Annotated in this window: 14 protein-coding genes; 9 read left to right on the forward strand and 5 right to left on the reverse strand. The window is 67.9% G+C overall.

The window, feature by feature from the left end:
• Positions 1–47: 47 nt before the first annotated feature.
• Genes N2652_03790 through N2652_03800 form a run of 3 tightly spaced genes read right to left on the reverse strand, consistent with a single transcriptional unit; the run spans position 48 to position 1,449 of the window.
• The gene (locus N2652_03790) at positions 48–554 is read right to left on the reverse strand and encodes an Hsp20/alpha crystallin family protein (GenBank protein MCX7818318.1); all 507 of its coding nucleotides are present in this window, start codon (positions 552–554) and stop codon (positions 48–50) included.
• 51 nt (positions 555–605) lie between these two features.
• Positions 606–1,004: an Hsp20/alpha crystallin family protein gene (locus N2652_03795; GenBank protein ID MCX7818319.1), complete on the reverse strand. Its 399-nt coding sequence runs from the start codon at positions 1,002–1,004 to the stop codon at positions 606–608.
• A gap of 19 nt (positions 1,005–1,023) precedes the next feature.
• Positions 1,024–1,449, reverse strand: a complete 426-nt coding sequence (locus N2652_03800) for an Hsp20/alpha crystallin family protein (protein MCX7818320.1) — start codon at positions 1,447–1,449, stop codon at positions 1,024–1,026.
• 262 nt (positions 1,450–1,711) lie between these two features.
• On the opposite strand from N2652_03800, the gene clpB reads away from it, so the two are divergent.
• The 6 genes from clpB (at position 1,712) to N2652_03830 (ending at position 10,804) form a co-directional block, all read left to right on the forward strand.
• Positions 1,712–4,360 carry an ATP-dependent chaperone ClpB gene (clpB, locus tag N2652_03805; protein MCX7818321.1) on the forward strand — a complete coding sequence of 883 codons (2,649 nt, stop codon included), beginning with the start codon at positions 1,712–1,714 and terminating at the stop codon, positions 4,358–4,360.
• A 90-nt stretch (positions 4,361–4,450) separates the two neighbouring features.
• Positions 4,451–4,840 (forward strand): dUTPase, encoded by a 390-nt coding sequence (locus N2652_03810; GenBank protein ID MCX7818322.1) that lies wholly within the window; start codon positions 4,451–4,453, stop codon positions 4,838–4,840.
• A 628-nt stretch (positions 4,841–5,468) separates the two neighbouring features.
• Entirely contained in the window at positions 5,469–6,467 is a 999-nt protein-coding gene (locus tag N2652_03815; GenBank protein ID MCX7818323.1) for an ABC transporter ATP-binding protein, read from the forward strand.
• A complete protein-coding gene (locus tag N2652_03820) occupies positions 6,464–7,840 on the forward strand; it encodes a hypothetical protein (GenBank protein ID MCX7818324.1) in 1,377 nt (458 codons plus the stop codon). The genes N2652_03815 and N2652_03820 overlap by 4 nt, the downstream gene beginning before the upstream one ends.
• The gene (locus tag N2652_03825; protein MCX7818325.1) at positions 7,837–9,363 is read left to right on the forward strand and encodes a hypothetical protein; all 1,527 of its coding nucleotides are present in this window, start codon (positions 7,837–7,839) and stop codon (positions 9,361–9,363) included. The genes N2652_03820 and N2652_03825 overlap by 4 nt, the downstream gene beginning before the upstream one ends.
• Before the next feature lie 85 nt (positions 9,364–9,448).
• Positions 9,449–10,804, forward strand: coding sequence for a response regulator (locus N2652_03830; GenBank protein ID MCX7818326.1), 1,356 nt, complete (start codon positions 9,449–9,451; stop codon positions 10,802–10,804).
• A gap of 21 nt (positions 10,805–10,825) precedes the next feature.
• On the opposite strand, the gene N2652_03835 is transcribed toward N2652_03830, so the two are convergent.
• Together N2652_03835 and N2652_03840 are read right to left on the reverse strand one after the other, a co-directional pair.
• Positions 10,826–12,691: a tetratricopeptide repeat protein gene (locus N2652_03835; GenBank protein MCX7818327.1), complete on the reverse strand. Its 1,866-nt coding sequence runs from the start codon at positions 12,689–12,691 to the stop codon at positions 10,826–10,828.
• Positions 12,688–13,401 carry a glycosyltransferase family 2 protein gene (locus tag N2652_03840; GenBank protein ID MCX7818328.1) on the reverse strand — a complete coding sequence of 238 codons (714 nt, stop codon included), beginning with the start codon at positions 13,399–13,401 and terminating at the stop codon, positions 12,688–12,690. Before N2652_03840 ends, N2652_03835 begins: the two co-directional genes overlap by 4 nt.
• A 135-nt stretch (positions 13,402–13,536) precedes the next feature.
• Here N2652_03840 and nrdR point away from each other — a divergent pair, with 135 nt between their 5' ends.
• From nrdR to N2652_03855, 3 genes are read left to right on the forward strand one after another with little or no spacing between them, the layout of a single operon-like run.
• The gene (nrdR, locus tag N2652_03845; protein ID MCX7818329.1) at positions 13,537–13,989 is read left to right on the forward strand and encodes a transcriptional regulator NrdR; all 453 of its coding nucleotides are present in this window, start codon (positions 13,537–13,539) and stop codon (positions 13,987–13,989) included.
• 4 nt (positions 13,990–13,993) lie between these two features.
• Complete coding sequence (locus tag N2652_03850; GenBank protein ID MCX7818330.1) at positions 13,994–14,569, forward strand: hypothetical protein; 576 nt, start codon at positions 13,994–13,996, stop codon at positions 14,567–14,569.
• Positions 14,566–16,788: an ATP-dependent RecD-like DNA helicase gene (locus tag N2652_03855; protein MCX7818331.1), complete on the forward strand. Its 2,223-nt coding sequence runs from the start codon at positions 14,566–14,568 to the stop codon at positions 16,786–16,788. Before N2652_03850 ends, N2652_03855 begins: the two co-directional genes overlap by 4 nt.
• The last annotated feature ends 40 nt before the right edge of the window (positions 16,789–16,828 follow it).

Raw genomic sequence — 16,828 nt, forward strand, 5'->3', positions numbered from 1 at the left:
AAAAAAGCGCGGGCCCCTGAGGACCCGCGCGGTCCGTTCGAGCCGCGTTATGCCTCTTTCACGGGGATCACGCGCCGCTGCGACTTCGCCTCGGGCGTCTTCGGCAGCACCACGGTCAAGACGCCGTTCTTGAACTTCGCCTCGACCTTTTCGAGATCGAGACCCGCCGGCAGCGGAATCTCGCGCTCGAAGCGGCCGTACGCCCGCTCGACGAGGTGATAGCTGCGCTTCTTCTCCTCGCGTTCCTGCTTCTTCTCGCCACGGATCACCAGCACGTCGTTGTCCACCGAGACCTCCACGTCCTTCTCCGAGAGGCCCGGGAGTTCCGCGGCCACCCGCAGCTCGTCGTCGGTCTCGGAGACTTCAACGGACGGCGAGACGAACGCGGAAGGTCCGCGCCAGGCGGGCCATCCGCGGAACGTCTGTTCGATGTCGCGGAAGAAGCTGTCAAACAGCGAGGTCATCTCCCGATGCAGCGCATCGAACGGACTCTCTTCAGCCCGGGCCGGCGCTGCGCCGCGCCCGCGCCGCCAAGGGATCAGGCTACGGCTCATGGTTCATTCCTCCTTCCTTTTCGCAGTTTGACCTCTCTGCCGCCATACCGGTCATTCGGCCTCCACCTTGATCGGTTTCGGACGAACTTCCGGCGCAAACGGCAGCGTCACTGTCAACACCCCGTTTTTCATCTGCGCCCGCACGTGATCGCGATCCACCGGTACATGAATCGCGAACGAGCGCTCATAGTCCCGGACACAAAACTCCTCCAGATCCGGCGACACCATCTCCGGTTGGCCGGACGGCGCGGTGCCACGGATTCGCAGCACCTCGTCATCCAGCTCGACGTTCACGCACGACTGGTCCAGCCCTGGCAGATCGGCCACCACGACGATCGCCTCGTCCGTCTCGTAGATGTCCGTTGCCGGGGTCACGACCGGCCGATCCCGGATCGCGTCCACCGCGCGGGGTTCCGTGTCCTTCACCGATACCGCCCTTGTCTCCGTCATGGTCACACCTCCCATCCGACTATTCGGCTGTGACCGCCACCGTACGAGGTTTCGTCGCCTCGCGCCGGGGCAGCGTCACGGTCAGAACGCCGTTTTTGTGCGAAGCCGTGACCTTGTCGGCTTCGACCTCCCACGGCAGCCGCAGCGACCGCGCGAATGAGCCCGTCGCCCTCTCCTGGCGGTGGACCTCCTTCGCAGTGTCCGGAATCGCCGACGGCCGCTCACCCTCAATCGTCAGCACGTCACCGGCTACCGATACTTTCACCGACGCCGGGTCAACGCCCGGAAGTTCCACCTGGACTACTGCCGACTCGTCATCCGCCTTCGCGTTCATCCGCGGGAAGACGTCCGCCGGCCGACAGTAGGCATCGAGCAGCCGGTTCATTTCGCGCTGGAACCTCATCAGGTCCACGATCGGATCCCACAGCATGTCAGTCATTCTCATCGCCGGCACCTCCATTCTTTCGTCGCCGCCAATTTCTTCAGCACTGTGCATGCCAAGCGCAAAGCGTAAATCTTATATCATTGCACAAAAACATTTTGCGTATATAAATCCAGATCGCCAGTGTCACAATGTCTCGCCGATACCGTTGTGCAGGGTTGCGTGTCTGGGCCTGGAGTGTCAAACTGTCCCTAATCGGGGGCCATCGTGTCTATTTATGGATTGGCACTCGCACTGCTAGGGAGGAGGGGCAGAGGTGAATCACATGCAACCGGACCGTTTGACTGTTCGATGTCAGGAAGCGCTGCAAGCCGCGATGGCGAAGGCGGCGGACCGGCGCAATCCGGAAGTGGAGCCGGACCACCTGTTGCTGGCGCTGTTGGAGCCCAGCGACGGAGTGGCGGCGTCACTGATCGAAGCAATCGGCGCGCCGCGGGGACGCGTGCTGGCCGAACTGGAACGCCGGCTCGACACGCTACCGCGCGTCGAAGGGGGCGCCGCTCTGGGAGGCACTGCTTCGCGCGCGCTGCTGCGTCTGCTCGACGCAGCATGGAAAATTGCGCAGCGCATGCGCGACGAGTATGTCAGCGCTGAGCACATCCTGTTGGCGGCCGTTGAGGAGGAGGCGCTGCCCGCCGGCCGAGTTCTGCGGCAGTTCGGCGTCACGCCGGACGCGCTGCTTCGGGCGATGCAGACGATCCGCGGCAGCCACCGGGTCACGGACGCTTCGCCAGAAGACAAATACGACGCGCTCCGCAAGTACGGGCGGGACCTCACCGACCTGGCCCGCCAGCACAAGCTGGACCCCGTCATCGGGCGCGATGCGGAGATCCGCCGGGTGATCCAGGTGCTGTCGCGTCGCACCAAAAACAACCCGGTGCTCATCGGCGAACCGGGCGTCGGGAAAACCGCGATTGTCGAAGGGCTCGCGCAGCGCATTGTCGCGGGCGACGTGCCGGAAGGGCTCAAAGACCGCCGTGTCGTCGCGCTGGATCTTGGTGCGATGGTCGCCGGCGCGAAATACCGCGGCGAGTTCGAGGAACGCTTCAAGGCCTTTCTGAAGGAGGTGCTTGCCGCGGAAGGCCGCATCATCCTCTTCATTGATGAGCTGCACACGCTCGTCGGCGCCGGCGGCGCCGAAGGCGCGGTGGACGCTTCGAACATGATCAAGCCCCCCCTCGCCCGCGGCGAGTTGCGCTGCGTCGGCGCGACCACGCTGGATGAATACCGAAAGTACGTCGAGAAAGACCCTGCGCTCGAACGCCGGTTCCAGCCGGTCCGCGTCAGCGAGCCCACTGTGGAAGACACCATCGCAATCCTGCGGGGTCTGAAGGAACGCTACGAGGTTCATCACGGCGTCCGCATCCAAGACGGTGCGCTCGTCCAGGCGGCGGTGCTCTCGCACCGCTACATCACCGACCGCTTCCTTCCGGATAAGGCCATTGACCTTGTGGATGAGGCGGCCAGCCGCCTGCGCATGGAAATCGATAGCATGCCGGTCGAAATCGACGAGATCGAGCGTCGCATCCTGCAGCTCGAAATCGAGCGGCAGGCGCTGCAGAAGGAAACCGATCCCGACGCGGTCGAACGCCGGCGGAAGCTGGAGGAGGAGCTCGAACGCCTGCGCGCGGAAAGCGCGAAGCTGAAGGCACACTGGCAGAAGGAGAAGGAACTCATCGCGGAGCTCCGTTCGCTCACCCGCGCGTTGGATCTGCTGAAAGCCGAGCAGGAATCCGCGCAGCGCGCCGGTCAGCTCGAACGGGCGGCGGAGCTGCTGTACGACCGCATCCCCAAGACTGAACGCCAGATCGCCGCCGCGAAGCAACGCCTCGCGGAGGTCCAGTCCCAACAAAAAATGCTGAAAGAAGAGGTGGACGCCGAAGACATCGCGGCGGTCGTCGCGCTGTGGACGGGCATTCCGGTCGCGAAGCTGCTCGAGAGCGAGCGCGAAAAGCTGCTGCGCATGGAAGAGCAGCTGCACCGGCGTGTGATCGGCCAGGACGAGGCCGTCAGCGCAGTCGCCAACGCGGTCCGACGCGCCCGTTCGGGACTGCAAGACCCGAACCGCCCGATCGGTTCCTTCATCTTCCTGGGTCCCACCGGCGTCGGCAAAACCGAGCTGGCGCGCGCGCTGGCGGAGTTCCTCTTCGACTCGGAGTCCGCGATGGTGCGGATCGATATGTCGGAGTACATGGAGAAACACTCCGTCAGCCGCCTGATCGGTGCACCGCCCGGCTACGTCGGCTACGAGGAGGGCGGCCAGCTCACCGAGCACGTTCGGCGACGTCCCTATTCGGTGGTGCTGTTCGACGAGATCGAAAAAGCTCACGCCGACGTCTTCAATGTGATGCTTCAAATCCTGGATGAGGGCCGCCTGACCGATGGGCAGGGCCGGACCGTGGACTTCCGCAACACGATCATCATCCTCACCTCGAACATCGGCGGTCAGCTGATTCACGATACGCTCCAGCGGCACCCCAATCTCGGCCCCGGCGACCCACTCTGGGAGCGCATGCGCGAACAGGTGCACGAACTGTTGCAGCGGCAGTTTCGTCCGGAATTCCTGAACCGGATTGACGAGATCGTGCTCTTCCACAGTCTGCGCCGCGACGAGCTTCGGCGAATCGTGGACCTGCAGCTCGAGCGACTGGCCCGCTTCCTTGCGGAAAAGCATATCCGAATCGAGTTGTCGGAGAGCGCGCGGGACCTGCTTTGCCGGGAGGGTTACGATCCCGCGTTCGGCGCCCGGCCATTGAAACGGGCGATCCAGCGCCGCGTCGTCGATGTCCTCGCGCGTCAGCTGCTCAGCGGTGCGATTCCGGAAGGCTCCACCGTCATCGCGGAGGTCACCGACAAAGCGCCCGACGAGATCGTGTTCCGACTCGCGCCGCCGGGCCGCACACCGGCCTCCTAGGCCCGATTCGGCCGGCGACTTGGTTCCGAGCGCCTCACGCGGTAGGCTGTGCCGGGCGGTCGTCCGCCGCCGCAAGAAAGGCCATCAGCGATGTCGAACCAGCCCGCTGACATGCTGGAAGAGATGTTCCGGCTGCAGGCAGAACTCAACCGCAGAATCGGCGTCGACACCACGGCGCTGCCGGAAGAGCGCCAGCCCGAGTGGATTCTGAATTTCTGTCGCGCGCTTCAACAGGAGACCGCTGAGCTGGTCGACAGCGTTCCGTGGAAGTGGTGGGCCCGGTACCAGACCTACGACCGGCAGAACGCCCGCGTCGAAATCGTAGATCTGTTCCACTTCCTCATTTCGCTTGCGCAGATCGTCGGACTCCGCGCCCGGGACGTCTACGAGCTGTACATGCAGAAGAACCGACGGAATTTTGAACGCCAGGAAAGCGGTTATACGTGTAAATCCGACGACTGCCGCGATCTGAACGTCTAGCCGGATCTTCCGCACGGCGGCATCACCAATGTCGCGGGGTTGAAACGGCAACTCAAGGCCCCCCTCCCCCGCCGCCTTGGCTGTCCCCGCCGCTGCGGAGGCGATCGCCCACCACACCGTCCGCCGCGGCCGTTTCGCCCACCTCCGACTTGCGCACGTATTAGGCCCTTCTGTCACTGCGCCTTTGGCCAGGGACAGAGATCAACGAGCAGGCACGCCGAAATGTGTCGTGGGCGAGAACGAACAGCGCTCGGAAGGGTCGATCCGCGGCAGTCGCGCAGATCCCGCCCTGATGTGAGCGGTGTGCGTGTGCAGCGCCGGTCAGATGTCCGGCTCTACTCGTCAAACACATGGCGGGGCGGCGATTGGGTCACGCGTCCAACCCTTGGAGCGCCCGTGCTCAAGCATGTCCATGGATTGGAAACTTCGAGCCTGTCCCCTTTCCGCGCTCGCAGCGCCCTGTGGCCCGCGGCGGTCCCGCCCAACCGGCGCCTGCGCTGTTGGGGCGGGAACGAACTGGTCCGGTGGCTGCGGCTGAGGTGGTCGCCCCCGAAGAAGCGATGGGGCCGCGGGGGGAACAACGCCCCTTGCGTGTCCTCGTGACGCGGCCGGGGTATACTGCACGCCGATGAGCGCGGAGACCGTCATTGAAGCGGTTGGGCTGACGAAGATTTTCCTTGATTTCTGGCGTCGTCCTCGCGTGCGGGCGCTCGACGGGTTCAGCTTCGAGGTGCGGCGAGGCGAGGTGTTCGGGTTGCTGGGGCCGAACGGTTCGGGGAAAAGTACCACGTTAAAGCTGCTGCTCGGCTTGCTGCGGCCAACCTCCGGCCGGCTGATTGTGCTGGGACGGCCTCCGACCGACGTGCGGATCAAGTCGCGCATTGGCTATCTGCCGGAGGAATCCTATCTTTACCCGTTTCTCACCGCGGAGGAGACGTTGGACTTCTTCGGGCGTCTCTTCGATCTGCCAACGGCGGAGCGCCGGCGGCGCATCGAGCAATTGCTCGAAATGACGGGCCTGACCGCGGCTCGCCGGCGCCGGGTGGGCGAGTTCTCGAAAGGGATGGCGCGGCGCGTCGGGCTCGCGCAGGCGCTAATCAACGATCCCGACCTCGTAATTCTCGACGAACCGACATCGGGTCTGGATCCGATCGGCTGCCGTCAGATGAAAGAGCTGATTCGAACGCTGGCCGGACGGGGAAAGACCGTTGTGCTGTCCTCGCACCTGCTGGCCGATGTCGAGGACGTCGCCGATCGCGTCGCGATCCTCTACGGAGGACGGCTGCAGGCGATGGGCGCGATCTCGGAACTTCTGGAGGAACGCGAGCGGTGCCGCCTCACCCTCACACGGCCGCCGCCGGGAACGCTCGAGCGGCTGTGCGCGGTGGCGCGGGAGCTGACGGGGACCGAGCCGGAAGTGGACCACCCGCGGATGGACCTGGAAGAGTACTTTCTGGCAGTCGTTCGGCGCGCTCGCGAGGGAACCGGCGATGAAACGGCGCCGGGTGGAACCCCGCAGGTGGCATCGTATCTGGCCGGCGAGGCCGGTCGCGACGCGGTGGTCTCGCAGGCTTCAACGACGGCGGACGAGCGGCTCCGCCATCTGGTGAAACCGCCTTCCTCATGAGCGCGGTCACCGCCATCGCGGTGGTGGCTCTCCGGGCCGCGATCCGGTCGCGCCTGTGGCTGGTGCTCACGGTGATGATCGTTGCGATCGCGCTCGGCCTGCCGGTGACCGTGAAGGGCGACGGCACCATCACAGGGTTGTGCCGCATCGCGATCACCTACACGATGTGGCTCACGTCGCTGCTGATTTCTTTGGCCTCGGTGTGGGTGGGCTGCGGTGCGATCGCGCTCGAGGTGCGCGACCGCCAGATGCACCAGGTGCTCACCAAGCCGGTCCGCACGATCGAGGTATGGGTGGGTAAATGGTTGGCGCTGGCGGTGCTCTCCGCGGCGCTGTGCGCGGCGGCGGCCGCCGGCTCCGCGGTGGCGCTGAGTACCGCGGTTCGACGTGGACCATGGCAAGCCGCGGACCTGCGCGTTCTGCGAGAGGAAATTCTTGTGGCGCGACGAGCACTGGCGCCGATCACGCCGGATGTTGAACAGCGCGTGCAGCAGCACATCCGCGAAGCGACCGCTGCGGGGCGATGGCCGCCGGAGGGCGAGCCCGCGGCCGAAGCCCGGCGACGCTTGCGGGACAGCCTGCGCGCCTCGGATCATACTGTGCTGCCGAGCTCGCGCGGCACCTGGGAGATCGAACTGCCCGAACACGTGCGCGCCGACGGGACTGCGCAGCTGAGATTCCGGTTTGCCACGTCCACGCTGGACACTTCCAAGGTGGCGGGGCGATGGTCGCTACTGGCGGAGTCGGGTGCGGAACGATGGTCATTGGAGGGAGCGTGGACGCCGGGCGCAGTGCACTCGCTGTCGGTACCGGCCAGCGCGCTGGCGGGCTCACGACGCGTACGGCTGGTGTTCGAGAACCGGGACCGTCTGCGCGGCACGCTGCTGTTTGATCCCGATGAGGGGATTCGACTGCTGATTCGAGAGGGCGGCGCGGCAGGCAACTTTGTGCGGGGGTGGCTGGTGACCTGGTGCCAGATCACAGTGCTCGGCGCGGTGGGGCTGGCGGCCGGTTCGTTGCTGTCGATGCCGGTCGCGTCGTTTCTGGCGGTCGCTGCGGTACTGGTCGCGCGAATGGCGGGCTATGTTTCGACGATGGCGGGCCAGCCGGTGTTTGTGGAGGACCCGACGACGGCCCGCGGCTGGGCGGCGGCGGCCGAACGCATCTGGCAGACCTACTTCAGTGTGATGAACTGGTTGCTGCGGCCGGTGCGCACGACCGGCGTGTTCGAGCGATTGGCGGCCGGTGAGCTGATCAGTTGGGCCGAAACCTTGCACATGATCGCGTGGAGCCTGCCGGTGGGGTGCGGTCTGCTCGCATGTCTGGGTGCGACGCTGCTGCGTGTGCGCGAGCTGGGCGGGGTGCAGGAATGAGCCGCAACTCGATACTGTTGGTGCTGATGGCCATCGCATCGCTGTGGGCGTGCGGCCGGCTGCACGAACCGCTTCTGGAACTGCGGCGCGCAGGAGGCTTGAACCAGGGCGAGCCGCTGGAGAACGCGCCGCCGCTGGTCGCGTTCACCACCGTCGCGTTCGGGGCGTTCCGGGGCCTCGCGGCCGACATCCTCTGGATGCGCGCGAGCGAGCTGCAGGATCGCGGCCAGTACTTCGAGCTGGTGCAGCTGGCGGACTGGATCACGAAACTCCAACCGCGGTTCGCCTCGATCTGGGCGTTCCATGGCTGGAACCTCGCCTACAACGTCAGCGTCATGCTGCCGGATCCAAACGACCGCTGGCGCTGGGTGCGGCACGGGATCTCGCTGCTGCGCGATCAGGGGATGACCTACAATCCCGGCAGCGCGCTACTGCACCGCGAGCTGGCCTGGATCTTCTACCACAAGATCGGCATGGACCTGGACCAGGCGCACCTGCTCTACAAGCGGGAGTGGGCGCTGGAAATGACCCGTCTGCTGGGCGGCGCGCGACCGCAACCGGACCTGCCCACGCTCGCCCGGCTCGCGGATCAGCCGGCGGCCGACCGGCTGGCAGAGCCGGCGATTGCACAGTTCACCGCAGAGCTCGCCCGCCACGGCATCGACGCGTTCGCGGAAGAGGAGCCGGCACTCCACCAGATCCCGGAGCCGCTGCGAGCGAGGTGGACGGATTCGGCCGAGGGCCGCGCCCTCCGCGCCGTCGCGCGGGTGCAGCGCATGCTCACGCGCTACCGGCTGGATCCTCGTCAGATGCTCCAGATCGAACAGCAGCTCGGGGTGCCGCTCGACTGGCGCGGGCCCTACGCTCACGCGCTTTACTGGGCGGCGACCGGGCTGACCCACGCGCGCACCCGTTTCGATGACGTCGCCCTCCGGCGTCAGATCTTCCAGGCGATGAACTCGACCTTTCTTCGCGGCCGGATTTCGTTTTCGCCGGACGGTCGCACGGTGATGCTGGCGCCGGAACCGGACGTGCTGCCCGCGGTGCGCGCGAGCTTCGACGAGGCGCTGGCGCGACATCCTGACGATCCCACGGTGCGGCAGGCGCATCGGAATTTTCTGGTGGACGGCGTGATGATCTGCACCGCCTATCAGCGCACCGGCGTGGCTCGAGAACTGTTCGCAGAACTGCAGCGGCGACACGGCGAAGCGACCAACGTCACTTTCGAACGCTTCGTCGCGGACACGTGGACGGGCCACCTTCGAGATCTCGACACCGATCAGGCGCTGGCCGCCGTCGAGGCGGCGCTCTATCAGGCCGCATTGTGGCGGTTGCTGGGCGATCCGATCGCGGCCGCGGGGCATGAAGAAATCGCCGCGCTGTGCTGGCGCGCCTACATGGCCGATCGCCAGGACCCGGAACTCCGCGAGCGGACCGGGCTGCCGCCGATTGAGCAGATCCGCGCCCGCGCGGAAGAACGGTTGCGAGCAGATCTCGGCGCACGCGACGCCCGCGCACCGTAGCCGCGGCGAGGTCGCTCGCCGGACAGCAACGGGCGGCGAGCCGCACTTGTCCGGTTGCCGCTTCTGTCCCTAGGATGACCGGGCGATGAAACCCGAGCGCGCGAGCGGTGAGGTGCCGCCGGTGCTGGTCGTTGATGATGAACCGGCGGTCGCGGAGGTCACGCGCCGCCACATCGCGGCCCGATTCCCGGAGCTACAGGTGCTGGCCTGCAGCGACGCGGAAGTCGCGATGGAGCTCGCCGCCGCGAGCGAGTTCTCGGTGGTGCTGTGCGACCTGGCGATGCCGATCCACAACGGCATTGAGGTTCTCGCCGAGATTCGGCGGCACCACCCTCACACGGTGGGCATGCTGGTCAGCGGCCAGACGACGAAGGAAGCCGTGATCGAGGCAGTGAACTATGCGGGCGTGTGGAAAGTGGTAGAAAAACCCTGGCGGGAAGAGGCGCTGATCGGCTGGGTTCGGGAAGCTGTCGAGTTGTACCGCTCACGTGTCGCGATCGAGGCCGGCAACACGAAACCGCGCCGCTCCGCGCCCTCCCCTCTCCGCGTGCGCCCGCCGGCACCGGTGGTACGTTTGCGCATGTCCGCGCGTCCCGGCCCTCCCCCGTCGCCGCCGGCGGGAGTGTCGCGTCCCACCTTCGCGCCGCCGATCCCGCCACCGCGGGTCGGTCCGCGATACGCGGAGCTCCAGCTGCTCGACGCCGGCGGTCTGGGGGCGGTCTATCGCGCGCGCGACACCGCGGAGGACCGTGATGTTGTGCTGAAGGTGCTCGCCGCACGCTTTGCCGCCGACGAGACGGCCGTCGCGCGGCTCGAGGCCGACGTGCACGCTGCAGCGCAGCTGTCCCATCGCAGCGTGGTCCGACCCCATCGGCTGGATCGCTCCCCCTCGGTGGTGGCGATCGCGATGGACTACATCCGCGGCACCACGGTGCGGTCGGTGCTGGCCCGCTGTGGGTGTTTGGAGCGCGCCGCGGTGGTGGAAATCGTGGACGCCTGCGCCAGCGCCCTTGATGAGGCGGCCGCGCACGGTTTGATGCACCTGCAGCTTCGCGCAGACCAGCTCATGCTCGACCGCGAACGGCGGCTGAAAATTCTCGGGTTCGGGCAGCGGGAGATCGCGCGGATGGCGGTCCGGGGTGGAGTGCCGCGGCACTGGTTCCACATCGCACCGGAGCTGGCTGCCGGCGTGCCGGACGATCCGCGCATGGACGTCTATTCTCTGGCGATTCTCGCGCACGAACTGCTCTGTGGCCGCGCCCCGGATCATGCCGGCGAACAGCGTCCGAACGGTCCCGCCGAATACCGGCCCACCGCCTCAGAAGATCTGCCAGCCGCGGTGCGGGAAGCGCTGGATCGGGCACTGTCGCCGACGCCCGGCGAGCGGTTCGACCGGGCGACCACATTTGCGAAGGCACTCCGTTCCGCGCTGGAAGTGTGACGCGGCCGCCAGGGCGGTTTCTCAGCGGAGCTCGGCCGCCGGCGGGTGCAGTCGAGCCAGCTCAGGGGCCAGTTCGATCGCACGCCGGTAGGCCTCGGCAGCGCCGAGTCGGTCGCCCTCGCGCTGCCGCGCGATCCCGAGATTGTGCCAGGCCAGCGCATGGTGTGGCTGACGCATCACCAGCGGCTCCAGGAGCTCGCGTGCGCGGCGGACGTCGCCGAGACGCAGCCGGAGGGTTGCCAAGTTGTATGCCGCCTCCGCGCTGTCGGGGTGCGCGGTGAACGCCGCCTCGTAGCGCCGGAGCGCATCGTTGGTGCGGCCGTCGAGCAGGTCGAGGTTGGCAAGACCGATCAGCGCCGCCTCGTGGCGGGGATCCGCTTTCAGGATCGCCTCGAACTGCGCGCGCGCCGCGTCCGTTGCGCCAAGCCGCGCGGCGAGCGTTGCCCACCCTGCGCGCGGCGCCAGCAGGGCCGGATCCAGTCGCACCGCGTTGGCATAGTGTTCGAGCGCGCGAGCCGGTTCACCGGCATCGGCCAATGCCTCCGCGAGGTTCGCGTGCGCAATCGCGCTGTCGGGATGGACCGCGATCGCGCGGCTCCACAGCGACACCGGATCGCGCCAGACGCGGATCTGCGCGCGTGTCACCGACGCGAGCACCACAAGTCCCCCCATCACCGCCGCGCCGACGGCGACTGCAATTGGGCGGTGCTGCGGCCCGCGCAACCGGCGAAAGCCGCCCAGCAGCAGGGCCGCCGACACCGTCGCGAGCGACCACGACGCCACATAACTGTAGCGATCCGCGGTGAGCTGTGGTCCGCTCTGCAGCCAGCCGCTCACCGGCGCGATTGCGGCGGCGATCCACAGCAGCGCGCACGCGAGTGCGGGCGCGCGGCGCGCCCACAGCGGCAGCGAAAGATACACCACCGAGGTCACCATCGCGGGCGCCAGCCACCGGATCGCCCACGGATTCCAGGGACGTGGCAGCGGGATCAGCGGCGTGAGACCGGCGGGCCACACCGTCGCGACGAGCTGTCGCGCGAGACTCCAAGCGGACTGAATCGCTCGCGCGGCGAGCCCGTGCGAGGCCCACGACCACGCCGCGCCCGACACCGCGGCGCCGCGTGCGGACACCAGCGCGATCACCAGCGCAGCCGCCCACAGCGGCAGTGTCGCGATCGCACCACGCCGCCAGCCGGCAGCGTCTCGTGCCGCTCCCGTCGCGGCGCGCTCCGCCGCGAACATGATCACCACCAGCACCGGCAGCACCATCGCCTGGCCTTTCGACAACATCGCGGCCACCCCCGTCGCGGTTGCCGCCGCGCACCGCCCCCGGTCGGGCGCATCGAGGCCGGGCGGAGGCAGCCAGAACCAGAGCGACCATGCGCAGAACAGCGCCGAAAGCAGGTCGCGTCGTGCGGTGATCCACGCGACCGCCTCGACGCGCAACGGATGCAGCGACCACAGCAGTGCCGCGACACCGACCCATGCGCACTCCAGCGCGCCGGCGCCCTCGCCCAGCCACCCCGCGCGCTCCAACCACCGCAGGAGCAGTGCGGTGAGCAGCGCTGCGGTGATCGCGTGGAGCACGGTGTTGGTCAGGTGCAGCCCTGCTGCATTCACCCCCCAGAGGTGGTAGTCCAGCGCGTAGGACATCCACGTGACCGGCTGATAGTGGCCCAGTCGGGTGGTCGTCCACATCCAGACGAGGTTCGCCGGGGAAAAGCCGTGCCAGCGGGCATCTTTCAGCAGCAGCTCGGTGTCGTCCCAGTTCGTCCAACCGTTGTGGATCGCCGGCAGATACGTCACCCACGTCAGCAGCGCGACCGCGGCGATCGCCGCCGCCCGCGGCCGGCGGTCCGCCGCGGCCGCGCGGCCGGCCACCGTCACGCGAGGATCTCCGGTGGCGGCGTGCGCAGCACACGCCGCCGGTACCAACAGAAGCCGAACAGATCCAGCACCGTTTGCGGCAACCGTCGCAGGTTGGTGTATTTCGAGACACCGCCCGCGCGCGGTCGGTGGTCCACGTCCAGCTCGACCACGCGGCGGCCGTGAAGCTTGAAGTACGCCGGCATGAAGCGGTGCACCCCGCGGACCGGCGGCAGGTCCTGCGCGCACTCGCGGCGGAACGCCTTCAGGCTGCAGCCCGTGTCGCGGACGCCGTCGTGCGTGAACCAGTTTCGCACCGCATTGCCAATGCGCGAGGCGATCCGCCGGGACCACGAGTCGTGACGGTGTGCACGGCGGCCACAGACGACCTCGGCGGTCCCGAGCGCCTCGAGCAGCCGGGGAATGTCGGCCGGATTGTTCTGACGATCGCCATCCATCGTCACGATCACCGCGCCGCGCGCGGCGCGGATGCCCGCGAGCATCGCCGCCGACTGCCCCTGGTTGAGCGGGAACCGCAACCCTCGAACGAACGGATGGCGGGCCGCCGCCTCCCGAATCCGGTCCGGCGTCGAGTCGGTGGAGCCGTCGTCCACCCACACCACTTCCAGCGACGGCAGCCGCGAGGCCACCGCCGCAATTTCCTCCGCGAGCGGCAGCACATTGGGCGCCTCGTTGTACACAGGAATCACGATCGAGATCGCCGGATCCATTCGCGTGGATCGCATCCTACGCGAGCCCGCGGAAGCCGCCAAGCCGTTGCCGGCGCTCGCCGCTTGACTTTCCGGGACCGGGCGGCTAGCAGAACGTCAGCCCGGTGGGGAGCACCGGGAGCGGCGGAGGTCGAGATGCGCTGCCCGAAGTGCGGCGAGGACGACGACAAGGTGGTGGACAGCCGCTCCGCGCGCGGCGGCGTCGCGATTCGGCGGCGACGAGTCTGCAACGTATGCGGCCACCGTTTTACCACGTACGAGGAGATCGCGAAGACCGCGCTACGGGTCATCAAACGGGATGGGCGCCACGAACCCCTCGACCGGCAGAAGATGTTGACCGGTGTGCTGAAAGCCTGTGAGAAACGGCCCATTGCGGTGGCCGAAATCGAGGCGCTGGTGGACGCGGTGATCTCGGAGATCGAGGCCACGTACGACCGCGAGGTGCCCAGTGTGGAGATCGGTCGGCGGATCATGTCCCGGCTCGAGAAGTTGGACGAGGTCGCTTACGTGCGGTTCGCGTCGGTGTACCGCCGGTTCCGCCACGTGACGCAGTTCGTGAGCGAGGTTGAGGGTCTGATGGGGAGATAGCGGAATGGTCGCGCGGGCGGAGGCGGGCGCCGCGCTGCAGCAGCCCGGCACGGAGTTGGGGATTCGTTGTTTTGTCGCCGAGGTCTGGCCGGGCGAAACGGTGACTGACCGTGATCTGCGCCGGCTCGCGGCGCTGGCGGGGTTGAGCGGAGAAACGGAGGAGCCCCCCGACGCTGCGGAGGCAGCCGAGCGCAGCCGGATCGAGTGTGCGCTGCGGGTCGCGCGGATGAGCGGGCATGCCGAGCTGCGACGTTGGGCGTGGCGCGGCTGGCTGCGGCCGGCGGCCGCCGCACGGCCGGGACAGCCCGCATGGTCGCTGGCCGTTGCGCCGCTGCTGTCGGAGCCGCTGGAGCTGTGGCTGGCGCCGCGGGTGGAGCGAATTGCAGACGCGTTGGCGGAGCTCTGGCCAGCGGGGGACCAGCCGGTGCTGGTGCTGCGCGAGTGGCCCGCATGGTTGCGGGGAGAGCGAAACCGCCGGCGCGCCGCCGCTGTGCGATGGCGTCTGGCGACCGCGCTGGAACGGCGTGCCGCCGCGCGGGGATGGGCGGGCGCCATTGAGGTGCTGGTGGCGGCGGAATGAACCGCCCCTCGTCCTCCCCGTCGGGCGAGGCCGCAGAGGCGGACACCCTCGCCGGCGTCGTTGAGCGGGTCACCTATCACAACGACGACACGGGGTATTCCGTGATCCAGGTGCGCGCGCGGGGCCACCGGGGCGAGGTCGCGGTGGTGGGCACGGTCCCCGACGTCAATCCGGGTGAGTGGATCGAGGCGCGCGGCCGATGGGAGATGCACCCCAAACACGGCCGGCAGTTCGTCGCCGAGGAACTTCGGTTGGTGCCGCCGGACACACCGCAGGGGATCGAGCGGTTTCTCGGCTCCGGACTGATTCACGGCATCGGGCCGGTGTACGCGCGGCGGCTCGTCGAGCGGTTTGGCCGCGACGTATTTGACGTGATCGAGCGGCAGTCGGCGCGGCTGCTCGAAGTGGAAGGCATTGGGCCGACTCGGCGCGACCGCATTCGCGCCGCCTGGGCAGAACAGAAGTCCGTGCGCGCGATTATGACGTTTCTGTTCAGCCACGGCGTCAGCCCGGCGCGTGCGTTTCGCATCTACAAGCAGTACGGCGACCGCGCGATCGACGTGATCCGGATGGACCCCTACTGTCTGGCCCGCGACATCCGCGGCATCGGGTTCCCCGGCGCGGACCGAATTGCGCAACAGCTCGGCGTCGCGCGCGACTCGATCCTGCGGGCGAAGGCGGGACTCACCCACGTCCTGCAGGAGCTCACCGCTGAGGGACACTGCGGCTGGCCGCGGGAGCCGCTGATTGCACAGACCGCCAAGATGCTGGCGATCGAGCCGGGGCGGGTCGCGGAGGCGCTCGATCAGTGTCTGGCGGAGGGACAGCTGGTGGAGCGCACCGCGCCGGGGAGTGTGCCGGTCACGCTGTTGCCATGGCTGGACGCCGACGAGCGCACCGTCGCGACGCGGGTGCTCGGTCTGTTGCGCGGGGCCCATCCGCTGCCCGCCGCCTCGGTTGACGACTTGACCGCCTGGATCGAGCCGCGCATGGGACTGCGGTTGGCTCCGGCCCAGCGCGAGGCGATCGCCGCCGCGGCGACCTCGAAGGTGATGGTGCTCACCGGTGGGCCCGGCGTCGGTAAGACGACGCTCGTTCGGGCGGTCGTGGCGCTCGCGCGCGCGCAGCGGTTGCGCGTCGCCCTCTGCGCCCCGACCGGCCGTGCCGCACAACGGCTCGCGGAAAGCACCGGTGCCACCGCGATGACGATTCACCGCCTGCTGGATTTCGATCCCGCGGCCGGCGGGTTTCGGCACGGGCCGGCGCACCCTCTGCGCTGCGACTGGCTGGTGGTGGACGAGTGCAGCATGCTCGACGTCACGCTCGCCGCGCAGTTGCTCCGCGCAGTTCCCCCCCATGCGGCGCTGCTGCTGGTCGGCGATGCGGACCAGCTGCCCTCCGTCGGTCCGGGCATGGTGCTGCGCGATCTGATCGACTCCGGAGTGGTGCCGGTACAACGGCTCTCGGTGGTGTTTCGCCAGGCCGCGCGCAGTCACATCGTCGAAAACGCGCATCGCATCCGCGACGGGAAGATGCCGCTGGTGCCGGAGGTCGCGCCGCGCGAAACGACGGACTTCTACTTCGTGAAGGCGGAGGATCCCGACGAAATCCGCCAGCTGGTGGTGCGGCTGGTCCGCGAGCGGATCCCGCGCCGGTTCCGGCTCGATCCGGTGCTCGACGTGCAGGTCCTCACGCCGATGCAGCGCGGCGAGCTCGGCGCGCGCCAGCTGAATGCGCTGCTGCAGTCGGTGCTGAACCCGACGGGGCCGGCGGTTGAGCGGTTTGGCCAGCGGTTCCGTGTTGGCGACAAGGTGATCCAGCTCGATAACGACTACGAAAAGCATGTGTTCAACGGTGACATCGGGCGATTGATCGAGCTGCGGCCGGACACGCGCGAGCTGAAGGTGCGGTTCGACGACGGTCGCGTGGTGACCTACCACGAACTGGAGCTGGACAGCCTGGCTCCCGCCTACGCGCTGACGATTCACAAGAGCCAGGGCAGCGAGTACCCGGCGGTGGTAGTGCCGCTCCACACTCAGCACTACGTGATGCTGCAGCGGAATCTGCTCTACACCGCAGTCACTCGCGGCCGGCGGCTTGTCGTGCTGGTCGGCAGCCCGCGTGCGCTGGCGATCGCGGTCCGCCGCACCGAAACTCACCGGCGCGTGACGCTCCTAAAGGAGTGGCTGGTGCACGGGCCGCCCGGCGGGGAGCTCTGAGGCCCGCGAACGACGTGATTTTTCCTCTCACCAACTTATC

Source organism: Kiritimatiellia bacterium (genome assembly GCA_026417735.1).
In the GTDB taxonomy this organism is placed as follows: Bacteria; Verrucomicrobiota; Kiritimatiellia; order PWTM01; family PWTM01; genus CAACVY01.

Coding starts and splice junctions, on each gene's coding strand:
- N2652_03850 (MCX7818330.1), top strand. CDS start 13,994: ATGGTCGCGCGGGCGGAGGCGGGCGCCGCGCTGCAGCAGCCCGGCACG.
- N2652_03840 (MCX7818328.1), bottom strand. CDS start 13,401: ATGGATCCGGCGATCTCGATCGTGATTCCTGTGTACAACGAGGCGCCC.
- N2652_03815 (MCX7818323.1), top strand. CDS start 5,469: ATGAGCGCGGAGACCGTCATTGAAGCGGTTGGGCTGACGAAGATTTTC.
- N2652_03825 (MCX7818325.1), top strand. CDS start 7,837: ATGAGCCGCAACTCGATACTGTTGGTGCTGATGGCCATCGCATCGCTG.
- N2652_03855 (MCX7818331.1), top strand. CDS start 14,566: ATGAACCGCCCCTCGTCCTCCCCGTCGGGCGAGGCCGCAGAGGCGGAC.
- N2652_03810 (MCX7818322.1), top strand. CDS start 4,451: ATGTCGAACCAGCCCGCTGACATGCTGGAAGAGATGTTCCGGCTGCAG.
- N2652_03795 (MCX7818319.1), bottom strand. CDS start 1,004: ATGACGGAGACAAGGGCGGTATCGGTGAAGGACACGGAACCCCGCGCG.
- N2652_03790 (MCX7818318.1), bottom strand. CDS start 554: ATGAGCCGTAGCCTGATCCCTTGGCGGCGCGGGCGCGGCGCAGCGCCG.
- nrdR (MCX7818329.1), top strand. CDS start 13,537: ATGCGCTGCCCGAAGTGCGGCGAGGACGACGACAAGGTGGTGGACAGC.
- N2652_03800 (MCX7818320.1), bottom strand. CDS start 1,449: ATGAGAATGACTGACATGCTGTGGGATCCGATCGTGGACCTGATGAGG.
- N2652_03820 (MCX7818324.1), top strand. CDS start 6,464: ATGAGCGCGGTCACCGCCATCGCGGTGGTGGCTCTCCGGGCCGCGATC.
- N2652_03830 (MCX7818326.1), top strand. CDS start 9,449: ATGAAACCCGAGCGCGCGAGCGGTGAGGTGCCGCCGGTGCTGGTCGTT.
- clpB (MCX7818321.1), top strand. CDS start 1,712: ATGCAACCGGACCGTTTGACTGTTCGATGTCAGGAAGCGCTGCAAGCC.